The organism is Streptomyces sp. NPDC012835 (assembly GCF_042900885.1).
Classification (GTDB): domain Bacteria; phylum Actinomycetota; class Actinomycetes; order Streptomycetales; family Streptomycetaceae; genus Streptomyces.
In genome coordinates this window covers 97,428-112,902 of sequence record NZ_JBIBBW010000005.1, presented here as the reverse complement: position 1 = coordinate 112,902, position 15,475 = coordinate 97,428, and the positions used below count along the sequence as shown (strand labels likewise).

The following is a 15,475-nucleotide window of genomic DNA, read 5'->3' as shown; positions in this document are numbered from 1 at the left end:
ACCGCTGCCTGACGGCCGATCACCGTCCCGCCCGGTGCGGCCCCGTCAGTCGTCCTCCCGCTCCTTCTCCGCCATCCGGATCACGCACACCGCCACCGCGATGAGCAGCGCGTGGTCCGCGTCCTCCCGTACGACGTCCACTCCGTACGTCTCCCGCACCCGCAGCCAGCGGCGCGAGATGTGCGCCAGCAGCTCGCCGTCGTACTCGACCGCGAACTCCCGGTCGAGGATCTTCCCGCTCACGTCCAGCTCGCTGCCGTCGGCGAGCTTCACGCGGTAGTGGTTGCGCAGCAGCGAGAGGCGCTTCTTGCGGATGGTCGCGAGCGTCTCGTCGTCCCGCTCGATGGTCATCGTGTCCCGCAGGCTGATCAGCTTCTCGCGGAGGGTGATCAGCACCCGTCCCGAGGGGTCCTTCAGCTCCAGGGTGTCCCGCAGCCGCAGCGCCTTGCCGTCGACGAGGAACGCCTGCCGGCCCTGCTCGTCCTCGATCCAGTAGTCGTCGCCGATCGCGAAGATCTTGTCGCGCACGAGATATTTCATGCCGGACGCCTACCCCGGCGAGGCGGTCCGATGACTGTACGGGTACAGGTGCACGCGTACGGGTGCCCCCGCGGTCCCACCTCCCGCAGGCGCACCTCCCGCACGGGCAGCCCCGGCGGAGTGGCACCCTTGATTCATGAACGATGCGACTCCCGCCCCCGCCCGTCGCGCCCGCGTGCGCGCCCCCGAACTGACCGGCAAGGGCGGCTGGCTCAATACGGGTGACACCGCCTACACCCTCGCTGACCTGCGGGGACGCATCGTGATTCTCGATTTTTGGACCTTTTGCTGCATCAACTGCCTGCATGTTCTGGACGAGCTGCGCGAGCTGGAGGAGAAGCACCGGGACACGGTGGTGATCATCGGTGTGCACTCGCCGAAGTTCGTGCACGAGGCCGAGCACCAGGCGGTCGTGGACGCCGTCGAGCGCTACCAGGTGCACCACCCCGTCCTCGACGACCCCGAGCTGGCGACCTGGAAGCAGTACGCCGTACGGGCCTGGCCCACGCTGGTGGTGATCGACCCCGAGGGGTACGTCGTCGCCCAGCACGCGGGCGAGGGGCACGCGCACGCCATCGAGAGGCTCGTCACCGAGCTGGAGGCGGAGCACGCGGCGAAGGGGACGCTGCGGCGCGGGGACGGGCCGTACGTGGAGCCGGAGGCCGTGGCGAGCGATCTGCGGTTCCCGGGGAAGGCGCTGGTGCTGCCGGGCGGCAACCTCCTCGTCTCGGACTCCACCCGCCACCAGCTGGTCGAGCTGGCGCCGGACGGCGAGCGTGTCGTACGGCGGATCGGCGGCGGTGAGCGCGGCTTCGGCGCCGACGCGTTCAGCGAGCCGCAGGGGCTCGCGCTGCTGCCGGACGGCAAGGTGATCGTCGCGGACACCGTCAACCACGCGCTGCGGACGTACGACCCGGCCGACGGCGCGATCGAGACCGTCGCGGGGACCGGACGGCAGTGGTGGCAGGGGTCGCCGACCTCGGGACCCGCGCTGGAGGTGGACCTCTCCTCGCCGTGGGACGTCGCCTGGTGGGCGGACCGGGTGTGGATCGCGATGGCCGGGGTGCACCAGCTGTGGACGTACGACCCGGCGACCGGGACGGTGCGGGTCGCGGCCGGTACGACCAACGAGGGCCTGGTCGACGGGGTCGCCGACGCCGCGTGGTTCGCCCAGCCGTCCGGGCTCGCGGTGAGCGCGGCGGGCGACCGGCTGTGGGTGGCCGACTCGGAGACCAGCTCGCTGCGGTGGGTGGAGCGCGACGGCGAGGGCGACGGGTTCGTCGTCCGCACCGCCGTCGGCACCGGCCTCTTCGACTTCGGCCACCGCGACGGCGCGGCGGAGCAGGCCCTGTTCCAGCACCCGCTGGGCGTCACCGCGCTGCCGGACGGCTCGGTCGCCGTCTCCGACACGTACAACCACGCGCTGCGCCGCTTCGACCCGGCGACCGGTGAGGTGACCACGCTCGCGACCGATCTGCGGGAGCCGAGCGACGCCGTGCTCGTCGGCGAGGACATCGTGGTGGTCGAGTCCGCCCGCCACCGGCTGACCCGGCTGCGGCTGCCGGACGAGGCGGTGCGCGTCGAGTCCGTCGCCCACCGCACCCAGCGGGCCGCGACCGAGGTCGCCCCCGGCGCGCTGCGGCTGGATGTCGTCTTCACCGCGCCGATCGGCCAGAAGCTCGACACCCGTTACGGTCCCTCGACCCGGCTGCTCGTCTCCGCCACCCCGCCCGAGCTGCTGGCGGACGGCGCGGGCGCCGGTACGGAGCTGAGCCGGGAGCTGGTGCTGGCCGCCCCGGACAGCGGTGTCACGGAGGGCGTGCTGCACGTCTCCGCGATGGCGGCGTCCTGCGACGACGACCCGTTGAACGAGTACCCGGCCTGCCACATGCATCAGCAGGACTGGGGCGTCCCCGTTCACGTGACGGAGGCGGGGACGTCCCGGCTGGGGCTCGTCCTGGCCGGACTCGACGCCTGACCCGGCGCCCGACCGGACGCCTGACGGGATTCCTCACCCGGCGCCCGACCCGGCCGAAGCGTCCGAGCCCGAGGCCGGCGGGCCTGCGTCCGCCGGTCAGAAGCCCGTACGGTCGTCCCGCTCCACCACCGTCGGGGCGACCGGGGAGACGATGGCCCGCCGGCGCCGGGCGATGCTGACGAAGGTGGCGATGCCGATGATGCCGACCGCGATCATGATCACGCCGACCAGATCGAGGTTGACGCTGTCGACCTCCCAGTCGACCGCGAACGTGAGGATCGCACCCACCGCGATGAGAAGAATGCAGCCGCCGATGCCCATGGATCCCGCCTCCTGAAGAAGAGTGGTGGCCGTACCGGGCCGTTCGATCGGGTACCCCGGTACGCAACACTCATGCCGGCGGCGGGACTTCGGCGCCCGGCGGTGCCATCGGCCGCGGGCCCGGCCCCTCCTGGGCCCGCCCGGTGCGGGCGGCGGGCGGTCAGCCCTCCAGGAACGCCACCAGCGCGTTCGCCAGCAGATACGGGTCGTCCGCCCCGCACAGCTCGCGCGCGCTGTGCATCGACAGGATCGCCACCCCGACGTCGACGGTCCGGATGCCGTGCCGTGCCGCCGTGATGGGCCCGATCGTCGTGCCGCACGGCATCGAGTTGTTGGAGACGAACGACTGCCACGGCACGCCCGCCTTCTCGCAGGCGGCGGCGAACACGGCCCGGCCGCTGCCGTCCGTCGCGTACCGCATGTTGACGTTGACCTTGAGGATCGGGCCGCCGTTGGCGCGCGGGTGGTGCGTGGGGTCGTGCCGGTCGACGTAGTTCGGGTGCACGGCGTGGCCGGTGTCCGACGAGAGGCAGGTCGTGCCGGCGAAGGCCCGCGCGCGGTCCTCGAACGTACCGCCGCGCGAGAGCACCGAGCGCTCCAGCACCGTACCGAGCAGCGGCCCGTCGGCGCCCGTGTCGGACTGCGAGCCGTTCTCCTCGTGGTCGAAGGCGGCCAGGACCGGGATGTACGGGAGGGAGCCGCCCTCGGCGGCCGTGACGACACCGGCCAGCGCCGCCGTGCCCGCGTGCACCGACAGCAGGTTGTCCATCCGGGGCCCGGCCAGCAGCTCGCGGTCGCGGCCGAGATAGGCGGGCGGCTCGATGGCGTGCGGCATCAGGTCCCAGCCGGTGATGTCCGCCGCTTCGACGCCCACCTCCTGCGCCACGAAGCGGATCAGGTCGCCTTCCTCGGGCTCCCCGAGCCCCCAGATCGGCTGCATGTGGCGCTGCCGGTCCAGCTTCAGCCCGTCCGTGTTCACCGAGCGGTCCAGGTGCACGGCCAGCTGCGGCACGCGCAGCAGCGGACGGTCGATGTTGACCAGCCGGTGCGAGCCGTCGCGCAGGCTGATCCGGCCCGCGAGCCCCAGGTCGCGGTCGAGCCAGGTGTTGAGGAGCGTCCCGCCGTAGATCTCGACGGCGATCTGGCGCCAGCCGAAGGACCCGGTGTCGGGCAGCGGCTTCACCCGCAGATTGGGCGAGTCCGTGTGCGCGCCGATGATCCGGAAGGGGGTGTGCGGCTCGGCGCCCTCCGGCACGAACCAGGCGATGAGCGCTCCGCCGCGCAGGACGTACCGTCCGCCCGCCGACCCGTCCCAGGCGTCCGTCTCCCGCACCTGCCGGAATCCGGCCTTCTCCAGGCGCTCGCCGGCGTTGGCCACGGCGTGGTACGGCGAGGGACTGGCCGCGAGGAAGGACATGAGGTCGTCGGTGTGGCCGCGGTCGAAGCGGACGGAAGTGCTCATGGGGTTCACCATAACGACGGGCTCCGAGGACGGGCCGCGCGCCGGTTGCAACGGGGTGTGTCAAGGACCGGACAAGCTCCGCACATGGGTGGATCAGGCCCTGAGAGGGGCGGGGGAGGGAGCGGGGCACGAACGAGGGGTCGCGCGGACGGGGAGGCGAACGGAGGGGCGGACGGGGAGGCGAACGAAGGGGGAGGCGGGGAGGCGAACGGAGGGGCGGACAACGCACCAGGTGCGGGCACCCCGTGAGAAGTGCCCGCACCCGGTGTCGGCGGTCCGGCCCCCGGTCTCGGCGGTCCGGCCCCGGTGCCGGCGGTCCGGCTCCCGGTCTCGGCGGTCCGGCTCCCGGTGTCGGCGGTCCGGCCCCCGTCCCGCCTCGCCCCCGTCCGGCCTGGGTTCCGTCGCCCCGCCTCGGTCCCGTCCTAGAACGCCGCCTCGTCCAGCTCCATCAGCGAGTTGTCCACCGACTCCGCGAGCACCCGCTCCGTCGCGACCCCCGGCAGCACGTTCGCCGCGAAGAACTTCGCCGCCGCGATCTTGCCCTGGTAGAACGCCACGTCCTTCGCCGCGGCCGTCTCCAGCTTCTCCGCGGCCACGGCGGCGCCGCGCAGCAGCAGATAGCCGACGATCACATCGCCGGAGGCCATGAGCAGCCGCGTCGTGTTGAGCCCGACCTTGTAGATGTTCTTGACGTCCTCACCGGTGGCGGTCAGGTCCGTCAACATCCGGGCGACGATCGCCTCCAGGTCGCCGGCCGCCTTGGCGAGCGACTCGCGGGCCGGGGCCAGCTCGGTGCCGCCGGTGCCGACCGCGAGGAACTTCTTGATCTCCTCGGAGACGGTGTTCAGCGCCTGCCCCTGGTCGCGGACCACCTTGCGGAAGAAGAAGTCCTGGCCCTGGATCGCCGTGGTGCCCTCGTAGAGGGTGTCGATCTTGGCGTCCCGGATGTACTGCTCGACCGGGTACTCCTGGAGGTAGCCCGAGCCGCCGAAGGTCTGGAGCGACTGGGCGAGCTGCTCGTACGACCGCTCGGAGCCGTAGCCCTTGACGATCGGCAGCAGCAGGTCGTTCAGCCCGTGCAGCGCCTTGACGTTCTCGCCCTCGGCCTCCTTGACGGCGATCTCGTCCTGGACGCACGCGGTGTACATGACGAGGGCGCGCATGCCCTCCGCGTACGCCTTCTGCGTCATCAGCGAGCGGCGCACATCGGGGTGGTGCGTGATGGTGACCTTGGGCGCGGCCTTGTCGGTGAACTGCGCCAGGTCGGGGCCCTGGACGCGCTCCTTGGCGTACTCCAGCGCGTTGAGGTAGCCGGTGGAGAGGGTGGCGATGGCCTTCGTGCCGACCATCATCCGGGCGAACTCGATGATCCGGAACATCTGGCGGATGCCCTCGTGCTTGTCGCCGACCAGCCAGCCCTTCGCGGGGTGGCGGTCGCCGAAGGTCATCTCGCACGTGTTGGACGCCTTGAGGCCCATCTTGTGCTCGACGTTCGTGGCGTAGACGCCGTTGCGCGCGCCCAGCTCGCCGGTCTCCCAGTCGAACTCGTACTTCGGGACGAGGAAGAGCGACAGGCCCTTCGTGCCGGGACCGGCGCCCTCGGGGCGGGCGAGGACGTAGTGGAGGATGTTCTCCGACATGTCGTGCTCACCGGAAGTGATGAAGCGCTTCACGCCCTCGATGTGCCAGGTGCCGTCCGCCTGCTCGACGGCCTTCGTGCGGCCCGCGCCCACGTCCGAGCCGGCGTCGGGCTCGGTGAGGACCATCGTGGAGCCCCACTGCTTCTCGACGGCGATGGCTGCGGCCTTCTTCTGCGCCTCGTTGCCCTCCTCGAAGAGGATGCCGGCGAAGGCCGGGCCCGACGCGTACATCCACACGGCGGGGTTCGCGCCGAGGAGCAGCTCCGCGTAGGCCCAGATCAGGGAGCGGGGCGAGGGGGTGCCGCCGATCTCCTCGGGCAGGCCGAGCCGCCAGTACTCGGAGTCCATGTAGGACTGGTAGCTCTTCTTGAAGGCGGCCGGTACGGGTGCGGTGTTGGTCTCCGGGTCGAAGACCGGAGGGTTGCGGTCCGCCTCCGCGAACGACTCGGCGAGGTCCTTCTCCGCGAGGCGTACGACCTCGTCGAGGATGCTCTTCGCGGTCTCCACGTCCATGTCCGCGAAGGGACCCGTGCCGTACAGCTTGTCGCGCCCGAGGACCTCGAAGAGGTTGAACTCGATGTCGCGGAGATTCGACTTGTAGTGCCCCATGGCGACGACTCCGTATGGATCGGGAAGGCGGTTTCCTCGTACCTGCCGGCGAGCGCCAGCAGGTACCGGCAAGTAGCTACGATGATGCTACCCATCGGTAATAAGATGCAACCCCGGCCGGGTTTCTGTGACGAGGTGAACGAGGGGGCGGGCGCGGCTCGCGGGGGCGCCATTCCTCAGTACTCTTGCGCTCATGTACGGCTACGACCAGAATCCTGGCGCCCAGCAGCAGTACGCGCAGCCGCCGCATCAGTCACACCAGCCACATCAGTCGCATCAGGCGCAGGGGCCGATGGGCGGCGTCGCCGCGGGTGGCTACGCCGAGCAGCCGCTGTATCCGGAACCGTCTCCTCCGTCGCTGGGCGATGCCGTACGCGCGTTCACCACGGGGTCGCTCCAGGCCGAGGACTTCCAGCAGATCTTCGCGACGTCGAAGGTCTACTGCCCGCGCGGTGACAATCCGGGCTTTCTGGCGCTGCACAACACCCAGCAGCCGGTGATCCCCATGTTCTCCACGCTCAAGGAGTTGCGGCGGTACGCGGGCAAGGAGTCCAAGTACTTCGTGATCACGGGCGCTGAGGTGATCGATCTGCTGCCGACGGGATACGGCTTCGTGCTCGACATGGAGGGGGACCACCGGATGGTGTTCGACGCGAAGGCGGTCGAGCAGATGGTGGACTTCGCGATGCGCCGTATGTACGGCTGACCTGCGCGCTGACCTGCTCGGCCGACCTGTACGGCCGACCGTCGTCGGCCCGCCTTCTCATAACTGTTTCGCCTGATCGCGCCTCCGGGGCCCGTACCTGTCGTATCGGTACGGGCCCCGGCCGCGCGCCGGGGCCCGGCGCGCGGGAATGCGGGCCGCCTTGCAGGATGTTCACTGTTCAACTAAATTGGACGAAACTTCCGAGGAGGCTCTCCATGCCCGCAGTGACTGTCGAAAACCCGCTGACCCTGCCCCGGGTGGCGGCTCCGGCCGGCGCCGTGGCCCGCCCCGTGCTCGCCGTCACGACCGCGCCCAGCGGGTTCGAGGGCGAGGGCTTCCCGGTACGCCGCGCGTTCGCGGGGATACGGTACGAGCACCTCGACCCGTTCATCATGATGGACCAGATGGGTGAGGTGGATTACGCGCCGGGCGAGCCGAAGGGCACCCCCTGGCACCCGCACCGCGGCTTCGAGACCGTCACGTATCTGATCGACGGAAGCTTCATCCACCAGGACAGCAACGGTGGCGGCGGGACCATCCAGAACGGTGACACGCAGTGGATGACGGCCGGCTCCGGTCTGCTGCACATCGAGGCGCCGCCGGAGGCGCTGGTCATGTCCGGCGGGCTGTTCCACGGCCTCCAGCTGTGGGTGAACCTCCCGGCGTCCGACAAGATGATGGACCCGCGCTACCAGGACATCCGCGGCGGCCAGGTGCAGCTCCTGACCTCACCCGACGGCGGCGCGCTGCTGCGCGTGATCGCGGGCGAACTCGACGGTCACGAGGGCCCCGGCATCACCCACACCCCCATCACGATGATCCACGCCACCGTGCGTCCCGGCGCCGAGGTCACCCTGCCCTGGCGCGAGGACTTCAACGGCCTCGCCTACGTGCTGGCCGGCCGCGGTACGGCGGGCACCGACCGCCGCCCGGTCCACACCGGCCAGACGGCCGTGTTCGGCGCCGGCGGGACCCTGACCGTACGCGCCGACGAGAAGCAGGACGCGCACACGCCCGACCTGGAGGTCGTCCTGCTCGGCGGCCGGCCGATCCGCGAGCCGATGGCGCACTACGGGCCCTTCGTGATGAACAGCCACGCCGAGCTCAAGCAGGCGTTCGACGACTTCCAGGCCGGCCGCCTCGGCACGGTCCCGGCGGCGCACGCCTGACTCCGGGCACCGGCGGCGCACGCCCGCCGCGCGTCTGATCCACGTCTGATCCACGCCTGATCCACGCCTGATCCACGCCTGATCCCCGGCGCCGGCGGACCCCGCGCGTCACCCGCGCGGCGGCCTCCGGCGGGACAGCGCCGGGCGGGCGTGCTCGGGTGGAGACGTGCAGACGCCGTCGACGCCCTCCCTCCTGCCCGAGAGTGCCCGGCGCCTCGGCGCGTGGTGCGGGGTGCTGTTGCTGGTCTCCGGCGTCGGCGCGGTGGCGATCTGGCTGTGCGTCACCTTCAAGACGGCCGTCACCCCCGTACTGCTCGCCGTCCTCGGCACCGCCCTGCTCCGGCCGCTCCACCGGCGGCTCGTCGCGGGCGCCCGGCTGAACAAGTCACTGTCCGCCGGGCTGACCTGCGTCGCCGTGGTGGCCGTGGTCGGCGGCGCCGGGTACATCGTCGTCAACGCGCTCGTCGACAGCGGCGACCAGATCGTCTCCTCGCTCCGGCAGGCCGCGAACGAGCTGTCGAAGCACTTCGGCGCCGCCGGGACCTCGCTCGACGACCTCGCGAAGAACGCCAAGAGCCTGCTCGGGAAGTTCGGCGCCACCGCCGCCTCCGGCGTGCTCACCGGGATCAGCGTCGTCGGCGAGCTGATCGCCACCGCCGTCCTCGCGCTGCTGCTGATGTTCTTCTTCCTCCGCGACTCCGACCGGGTGGCCCGCTGGCTCCGGTCGCTTGCCCCCGCCTCGACCGGCGACAGCGTCGAGGCGATGGCCCGGCGCGCCTTCGGGGCCGTCGAGGGGTTCATGCGCGGGACGACGCTCATCGCCCTGATCGACGCCGTCTGCATCACCGTGGGCCTGCTGATCCTGCGGGTGCCCGGCGCCGTCGGACTGGGCGCGCTGGTCTTCGTCGGCGCGTACATCCCGTACCTCGGCGCCTTCATCTCCGGCGCGGTGGCGGTGCTGGTCGCCCTCGCCGACCGGGGCTGGATCATCGGCCTCTGGGCGCTCGGGGTGGTGCTCGCCGTACAGGTGCTGGAGGGGCATGTGCTCCAGCCGATGATCCAGAGCCGTACGGTCCAGATGCACCCGGCCGTGGTGATGCTGGCGATCACGGCGGGCGCGAGCGTCGCCGGGATTCTGGGCATGCTGCTCGCCGTGCCCCTGACGGCGGCTGCTTTCGGTGTGCTCTCCGAGCTGAGGGAGCGGTACGGCGCGGGGGAGGGGCCGGGGGAGCGGCGTACGGGTGAGCCGGGTACGGGTGAGCCGGGTACGGACGGGGAGGTTCGCCCGTAGGCAGGCGCTGGGGCGCCGGGGCTCCGGGGTGCTGGGGCTCCGGGGGCCGGGGCTCCTGGGTGCTGGGCTCCGGCGGGTGGCGACCGGTGGGCGACTCCTTCATCGGCCCTTCATCCGGTGATCCGTCCGGTGATCCGTCCGGTCGCCATCCGGTCGCCGGTCCGGTCATTCGTCCGGCTGCTTTTCCGGCGGGCGCTTGAAGATACGTTCAAACATCACGCCGTCGTCCAGCATGCGCAGTTCCGTCGCGACCATCTCCTGCCGCCGCTTCCCCAGTCGGTCAACCGTCGCGTCGTACTGCCGCACCAACGCGACCCGCCGCCGGATGTTCTGGAGGAGCCGCAGAACGTCCTCGTGGTCGGCGCGCCGCGCCCTGTTCTCCCGGGCGGCGAGCCGGCGGCGCGGGCTCAGGAGAAGTACGGGCGCGGAGAACCGGCCGTACAGCCCCCACCACAGGTCCAGCGACGCGGCCTTGTCCCGGAACCACCGTCGCACCCGAGTCACAGTCCACCCCGGCTGCTGCGCCTGTTGCGGTCGGCGAGCTTGGTCTTCATCGGGTCTTCGGCAAGCTCGGTATCCGTCGACTTCTCGGGGTCGTAGTCCGGGCAAACCGGCCTGCCGCACTCGCACTTGGGCCATGTGAGGGCGGAGCTTGGGGCCAGGTCCGCGCCTTCGCTTCCGGGCCCTTTGCTGACCACGAAAACGCCGTTCCCACTGAACGCGTCGGAGAGCCGGGACAACAACTCCCGTGCCTCGCTCCTGTCTTCACTGTCCATCGGTCAACCTCGCCTTGAGTGCTGCCTCTACCCGCAGGAGAAGGGGACGGTCGGGCGTCGCGAACTGATCCTGATCCGGCCACCAGTTGGGGGTCAGCCGGTGGAGGCCCCCGGCGCTGACCAGCGTGTGAAGCTCGTGGGTGCCGCTGAGGGGGTGGGGTTCCCGCCGCTTGGCAAGAACGCTCTTTCCGGGCACGATCACTCCTATCCGTAGCGAAATCACTACCCAGGGCGACCAGAGTGACCTACGGTTGAGCAGCCTTCAACGTTCCCGAGACGGAGAGCACGTTGGTAAACCTCAAGGAGTTGAACCCCGAAGCGAGCCCGCAAGCGGCGTTTGGCGCCCGCCTGCGCAGTTGTCGCGAAGCGCACAACTGGAAACAGGACGATCTGGCCGAGCTGAGCGGCTACTCGGGCAGACACATCTCAGCAATCGAAACCGGCCGTAAGCCTCCGACTCTTCGTTTTTCGCGCAGCGTGGATACGGCCCTCGGACTCACGGGTACCGCTGAGTCGTTCGAACGGGCTTGGGGAGAGATCCGGAACGGCAGTCTGCTGGAAGGCTTCCCGGAGTACCTGGGGCAGGAGGCCCGCGCGGCGGAGATCCGGCTATTCGAAGTAGGGGCGATTCCCGGACTGCTTCAGACCTCGGAGTACGCCAGAGCCATGGAAGAGGGCAACGTCAGGCGGGGCACGCTCACCGCCGAACAAGCCGCTGAGCGGGTCGAGTCCCTGGCGGAACGGCAAGCGGCTCTGGTGCGTCGCATCGCGCCCATGGTGATCGTGGTCCTGGACGAGAGCTGCATCCGTCGCCGGATCGGAGGAGGCGGGGTCATGGAGCGGCAGTTGGACCATCTGGTCGAGTTCGCCGAACAGCCGGATACCGTACTCCAGTTGGCCCCCTTCGCCATAGGTGAGCGCTGCCCGTTCAACCGAGCGGTGAATCTGCTGACCCTGCCCGACCGCTCCGTCATGTCCTACGTGGAGTCCCAGACCAACGGGCACCTGGACCGGGAGATCACTTCCGTACTGCCGCTGGTGAGGGCCTACCATCAACTACAGGCCGAAGCGCTCTCCCAGGCGGCATCCGTGGCCATGATCAACGAGGCACGAAAGGGCACCCCGTGATGACCGACGCTCCCTCCTCCCCCTGGCTCAAGTCCTCCTACAGCGGCAACGGCGGCACCTGCGTCGAGTGGGCCCCGGCTCACGCGACCGCCACCGGCATAGTCCCGGTCCGTGACTCGAAGGACCCGCGCGGCCCGGTGCTGACTGTCCCGACTCGCGCGTTCGCCTCCTTCGTGACGGGTATCAAGTCAGGAGGGTTCGGTACCGTCTGACCGAAGGGCGTCCCGTGACGAACGAAATCCCCCTCTGGCTCAAGTCCTCTTACAGCAACAACGGCGGAGACTGCGTCGAGTGGGCCCCGGCGCACGCGACCGTCACCGGCATAGTCCCGGTCCGTGATTCGAAGGACCCGCGCGGCCCGGTGCTGACTGTCCCGACTCGCGTGTTCGCGTCTTTCGTGACGGGTATCAAGTCAGGAGAGTTCGGCACCGTCTGACCGAAGGGCATCCCGTGACGAACGAAACCTTCCTCTGGCTCAAGTCCTCCTACAGCGGCAGCGGCGGTTCCTGCGTCGAGTGGGCCCCGGCGCACGCGACCGCCACCGGCACAGTCCCGGTCCGTGACTCGAAGGTCCCCCAAGGGCCTGTACTGCTCGTCCCGGCAGGGGCGTTCTCGTCCTTCGTCGGCGCCGTCCGTCAGGGGCGGTTCGACGCATCCTGACCTCCGCCTCAGAGCGGCTCGGGCCCCGTCACGGATGTCCAGGAGTGACGGGGCTTCGTCGTATGGCGCGTTCCAGAAGATCGCGCACCGCAGGAGCGTCCCGGTGTGGTGCGAGTGCGTCCAGGACGGTGGCCAGGCGCCGGACGGCTCGCGGTGAGTCCGAGGCGGCGGCCAGGTCGTACACCCGGGAGGCGACCGCGGTGGCCTCGTCGATTTCGTTGGCGTCCACGTATGCCTGCGCCAGCCACGACGAGTACAGCGCGATTTCCCGGACATGCCGAATTTCTCAGTCTCCACCAAGGTCGGGTATTTCCCGGGGGAACACTCGCTCGCTCCCGCCCGGCTGCGCGTCGGCGTCGAGCACGCGGCGAATGATCTGGGACGGGAGCCGGACACGGTGCTCCTCCACAATCCCGAGCACTCCCACCCCGACGCCGACACGTTGGCGCAGGCGTGCGCGGTCTTGGCCGACGCCGCGAAGACGGGACTGTGCGGGGGATGGGGTGTATCGAGCTGGGATCCACGCCCGCTCGTGGGCCTGGGCGCACCCCGCCCTGACGTCCTCATGGTCCGGTCAGGACTGCTCGTGGGTGCGGACGTCCTTGAAGCTGCCGAGGCCCTTGTGACGCGATGGCGGCCGTCGCAGGTGTGGGGCATGAGCCCCTTCGGCGGCAGTACGACCGAGGAGGTGTGGGGAAAGTTCGACCCGCGGATCTTTCTGCGGAGTTCCCCGCCGGTGACGAGGGTCCAGGCGGCGTTCCGCTCCGCCTATGGCCTGCCCCGAGTCGACGCGGTCGCGGTCGGTACGAGCAACGTCGATCACCTGCGGGAGCTGGTCGGCGCCCTGGTGTACGAGGTCGACGACCAGGTGGTCCTGGAGTACCGCCAGCTCCTCAAGGCCCGCCGTCAACGCGTCTGAAGTTCCGCCACCACTCGCTCCGCCGTCTCTCGGGCAGCCCCTGGCCGGGGGTCGTCCGGGTCTGCGTGAGGTCCGAGGATCTTCGCGGCGACGAACAGCGTCATCAGCTTGCCGTCCCGGCTCTCCAGATCGTCATGCCGCTCACCGCGGACTCGGCCGGCCAGAGTCGGGACCGCGAGGGAGGCGCCCCACAGGTTTGCCGCGTCCAGGCCGCGTGGGGCCATGCCCCAGTCCTCCCAGTCGAACACGCAGAACACGGGCGCCGTCACATTCGCCCAGTTGAAATCCGCGTGGGCCGGACGCCATTCGCCTACGGTCGTATCGATGCCGGGGAAGACGCGGTGGATCGTTCCCGTGACCAGCTCCTGGGTGAGGGGCTCGGTATCCGGTGTGGCGATCCGGTTGGTGTGCTGCGCGGCGAGGGCGTCCAGAGAGGCGTTCATCGCGGCCCACCACCTCTCGGACAGCTGTGGATCCTCCGTCACCACCGCATTGCCTACAGGCGCCCCAGGCAGCAGATCCGTCTCGTCCGCCCGCCACACCACCGGCTCGCTCTCGTCCCGCCACGCCACGCCGGCGAGCCAGGCCGGTTTCGCGATCCCGAGCAGGGCCTCGGCGGACGCGGTGCCGTCCCCTCCTTGAACCCCGATTCGGTCGAGCCCGCGCCGCTCGATGCGGACCCAGGTGCCGCGATTCGTCCGTGCGCCCAGAGACCGGCGCTTGCGCACCAGTGGCTCCCGGTCCAGGCGCACTTCCAGCGATCGCTCCACACGGTCGAGTACGGCTTCCACGGGCTCCTTGCGCAGATCCACCGAACGCAGCGTCATACGCCGGAACGTACCAAGTCGCCGTCGCATTTCGCGGAATGTCCCGGTTCCGTGAACCGTGACTCGGAGTTCGGCGCTTGGCGCTCGGGGCTCGGGTGGGGTGAAGGGGCCCTGCTGAGCTGGGGGTTTGGGGTGGGGAGCAGGCTTGGGGTTTGAGCTTCGAGGGGCGAGCCCTGTTTTCAAGGATCGGTTGGTACGTGAACCCACCCACCCTCCCTACCGCGCCCGGCGGGGCGTCGGGTGACGTGCTGCTACCGGGTTGCGACTTTGGGTAAGTGCGGTCTAGCGTGCCCTCAGACATATCTGACACAACCTGACGCAAATGGCCCCCGCCCGGTGTTAGCAGCACCGGCGAGGGCCTGACCACCGAGATCGAAAACGGCGATCCCCATGGCTGACAGCCACTTTAGTAGTGCTCCGCGCTCCGCGCACGTATCCCGCCATCCCATGGCAAGCCCCGGTTACGGCAAACGGTCCGTGCCCGGCCGATCCGGGCCGCCGGGCGATGACTTCGCGGGTCTGCCCGCGCGTGAAGCCTCCATCGCCGGGTTCATCGACCGGCTGCCCGAGGGCGCCGACATTTCCGTGAAGGCCCTGGCCAAGGTGCTGGACTACGGGCAGTGCGCGCTGCGTACCGCCCTCAACCACCTTCAGCGGACGGGCCACTTGAGGCGGGGGCGCGAGCATCTGGTGACCGTCGGTGCCGCGCGGTGGGTCACCCGTACGTGGTTCTCGCGCACCGCCCGCGACGACTCCTGGTGGGCCTCCTTCGTCGCCGGTGAGCGCTCCGGTGAGGTCTCGGGCGAGGTCTCGGGCGAGGCCGCCGGTGATGTCCCCGGCGACGCGGCCGAGGGCGCCGGGGGCGAGGGCGCCGGGGCCGGGGGCGCCGGGGGCGCCGGGGCCCGCTGTGCGCCTCCCGTGCCGACACCTGCCCGGAGTGGATCGCGCTCCCGCGCCTACACCGTGCTCGCCGCCGTCGGACGGAGGAACCCGGCGGTGTCCCTGTCCGCCGCCGACTGCGCGGCGCTGGAGCCCCTGGCCGCCGAGTGGTTCGTACGCGGTGCCCGCGAGGACGACGTGCTGCGCGCGCTCACGCACGGGCTGCCCGCCGTCGTGCACCACCCCGCCGGAATGATCCGGAACCGGCTCACCGCCAAACTCCCGCCCGAACTTCCCGAGCCGACCGGACCGCCCGAGCCGCCCGGGCCCGAGGTGGTCGTACGGCCGCCCCTGCGCATCCTGGAGTGCTCCACGTGCCGGGCTCCCGGGCGGCCCGAGGCGCTGGTGGGCGGCGAGTGCGGCGAGTGCCGGGGGCTGGCCGTGCCCGTACGGCATCCGGTGCCCCTCTCGCCTGAGCAGGTCCGCGCCCGCGCTTCCCAGGCCCGCACGGCCGCGAGAGCGTGACCCGTACCCGTACCCGTACCCGACCCGTACCCGTACCCGTACCCG

The 15,475-nt window shown here is 70.5% G+C and carries 18 protein-coding genes; 10 read left to right on the top strand and 8 right to left on the bottom strand.

What is annotated here, in order from left to right; all coding sequences use genetic code 11:
- Positions 1-45: 45 nt before the first annotated feature.
- The gene (locus ACFY6S_RS21925) at positions 46-540 is read right to left on the bottom strand and encodes an LURP-one-related/scramblase family protein (RefSeq protein WP_388824076.1); all 495 of its coding nucleotides are present in this window, start codon (positions 538-540) and stop codon (positions 46-48) included.
- A gap of 136 nt (positions 541-676) precedes the next feature.
- Here ACFY6S_RS21925 and ACFY6S_RS21920 point away from each other — a divergent pair, with 136 nt between their 5' ends.
- Positions 677-2,518 (top strand): NHL domain-containing thioredoxin family protein, encoded by a 1,842-nt coding sequence (locus ACFY6S_RS21920; protein WP_388824074.1) that lies wholly within the window; start codon positions 677-679, stop codon positions 2,516-2,518.
- 96 nt (positions 2,519-2,614) lie between these two features.
- On the opposite strand, the gene ACFY6S_RS21915 is transcribed toward ACFY6S_RS21920, so the two are convergent.
- The 3 genes from ACFY6S_RS21915 to ACFY6S_RS21905 form a co-directional block, all read right to left on the bottom strand.
- Positions 2,615-2,839, bottom strand: a complete 225-nt coding sequence (locus ACFY6S_RS21915; RefSeq protein ID WP_388824072.1) for a DUF6458 family protein — start codon at positions 2,837-2,839, stop codon at positions 2,615-2,617.
- 160 nt (positions 2,840-2,999) lie between these two features.
- Positions 3,000-4,301, bottom strand: a complete 1,302-nt coding sequence (locus ACFY6S_RS21910; protein WP_388824070.1) for a M18 family aminopeptidase — start codon at positions 4,299-4,301, stop codon at positions 3,000-3,002.
- A 422-nt stretch (positions 4,302-4,723) separates the two neighbouring features.
- Positions 4,724-6,550, bottom strand: coding sequence for an acyl-CoA dehydrogenase (locus ACFY6S_RS21905; RefSeq protein ID WP_388824068.1), 1,827 nt, complete (start codon positions 6,548-6,550; stop codon positions 4,724-4,726).
- Positions 6,551-6,743: 193 nt separating this feature from the next.
- Between ACFY6S_RS21905 and ACFY6S_RS21900 the strand changes: the two genes are divergently transcribed.
- The 3 genes from ACFY6S_RS21900 to ACFY6S_RS21890 all read left to right on the top strand — a co-directional run bounded on the left by ACFY6S_RS21900 (position 6,744) and on the right by ACFY6S_RS21890 (position 9,716).
- The gene (locus ACFY6S_RS21900; RefSeq protein WP_388824066.1) at positions 6,744-7,256 is read left to right on the top strand and encodes an SseB family protein; all 513 of its coding nucleotides are present in this window, start codon (positions 6,744-6,746) and stop codon (positions 7,254-7,256) included.
- 215 nt (positions 7,257-7,471) lie between these two features.
- On the top strand, positions 7,472-8,425 hold the full coding sequence (locus tag ACFY6S_RS21895; RefSeq protein WP_388824064.1) for a pirin family protein: 954 nt from the start codon (positions 7,472-7,474) through the stop codon (positions 8,423-8,425).
- Between the two features lie 166 nt (positions 8,426-8,591).
- Positions 8,592-9,716: an AI-2E family transporter gene (locus tag ACFY6S_RS21890; protein ID WP_388824062.1), complete on the top strand. Its 1,125-nt coding sequence runs from the start codon at positions 8,592-8,594 to the stop codon at positions 9,714-9,716.
- 165 nt (positions 9,717-9,881) lie between these two features.
- On the opposite strand, the gene ACFY6S_RS21885 is transcribed toward ACFY6S_RS21890, so the two are convergent.
- Together ACFY6S_RS21885 and ACFY6S_RS21880 are read right to left on the bottom strand one after the other, a co-directional pair.
- Complete coding sequence (locus ACFY6S_RS21885; protein ID WP_388824060.1) at positions 9,882-10,211, bottom strand: hypothetical protein; 330 nt, start codon at positions 10,209-10,211, stop codon at positions 9,882-9,884.
- A 5-nt stretch (positions 10,212-10,216) separates the two neighbouring features.
- Positions 10,217-10,492, bottom strand: coding sequence for a hypothetical protein (locus ACFY6S_RS21880; protein ID WP_388824058.1), 276 nt, complete (start codon positions 10,490-10,492; stop codon positions 10,217-10,219).
- A gap of 288 nt (positions 10,493-10,780) precedes the next feature.
- Between ACFY6S_RS21880 and ACFY6S_RS21875 the strand changes: the two genes are divergently transcribed.
- The 4 genes from ACFY6S_RS21875 to ACFY6S_RS21860 are packed head-to-tail and all read left to right on the top strand — an operon-like array spanning position 10,781 to position 12,280.
- The gene (locus ACFY6S_RS21875) at positions 10,781-11,620 is read left to right on the top strand and encodes a helix-turn-helix domain-containing protein (protein WP_388824056.1); all 840 of its coding nucleotides are present in this window, start codon (positions 10,781-10,783) and stop codon (positions 11,618-11,620) included.
- On the top strand, positions 11,620-11,832 hold the full coding sequence (locus ACFY6S_RS21870) for a DUF397 domain-containing protein (RefSeq protein WP_388824054.1): 213 nt from the start codon (positions 11,620-11,622) through the stop codon (positions 11,830-11,832). Before ACFY6S_RS21875 ends, ACFY6S_RS21870 begins: the two co-directional genes overlap by 1 nt.
- A 14-nt stretch (positions 11,833-11,846) precedes the next feature.
- Entirely contained in the window at positions 11,847-12,056 is a 210-nt protein-coding gene (locus tag ACFY6S_RS21865) for a DUF397 domain-containing protein (protein ID WP_388824052.1), read from the top strand.
- 14 nt (positions 12,057-12,070) lie between these two features.
- Positions 12,071-12,280 (top strand): DUF397 domain-containing protein, encoded by a 210-nt coding sequence (locus ACFY6S_RS21860; RefSeq protein ID WP_388824050.1) that lies wholly within the window; start codon positions 12,071-12,073, stop codon positions 12,278-12,280.
- Positions 12,281-12,308: 28 nt separating this feature from the next.
- Here the strand turns inward: ACFY6S_RS21860 and ACFY6S_RS21855 are convergent, their stop codons facing one another.
- Positions 12,309-12,509, bottom strand: a complete 201-nt coding sequence (locus ACFY6S_RS21855; protein WP_388824048.1) for a hypothetical protein — start codon at positions 12,507-12,509, stop codon at positions 12,309-12,311.
- Positions 12,510-12,554: 45 nt separating this feature from the next.
- Between ACFY6S_RS21855 and ACFY6S_RS21850 the strand changes: the two genes are divergently transcribed.
- The gene (locus ACFY6S_RS21850; RefSeq protein ID WP_388824046.1) at positions 12,555-13,199 is read left to right on the top strand and encodes an aldo/keto reductase; all 645 of its coding nucleotides are present in this window, start codon (positions 12,555-12,557) and stop codon (positions 13,197-13,199) included.
- Here the strand turns inward: ACFY6S_RS21850 and ACFY6S_RS21845 are convergent.
- Positions 13,187-14,026, bottom strand: coding sequence for a hypothetical protein (locus tag ACFY6S_RS21845; RefSeq protein WP_388824044.1), 840 nt, complete (start codon positions 14,024-14,026; stop codon positions 13,187-13,189). The genes ACFY6S_RS21850 and ACFY6S_RS21845 overlap by 13 nt on opposite strands.
- Before the next feature lie 447 nt (positions 14,027-14,473).
- Between ACFY6S_RS21845 and ACFY6S_RS21840 the strand changes: the two genes are divergently transcribed.
- Positions 14,474-15,430: a hypothetical protein gene (locus ACFY6S_RS21840; protein ID WP_388824042.1), complete on the top strand. Its 957-nt coding sequence runs from the start codon at positions 14,474-14,476 to the stop codon at positions 15,428-15,430.
- The last annotated feature ends 45 nt before the right edge of the window (positions 15,431-15,475 follow it).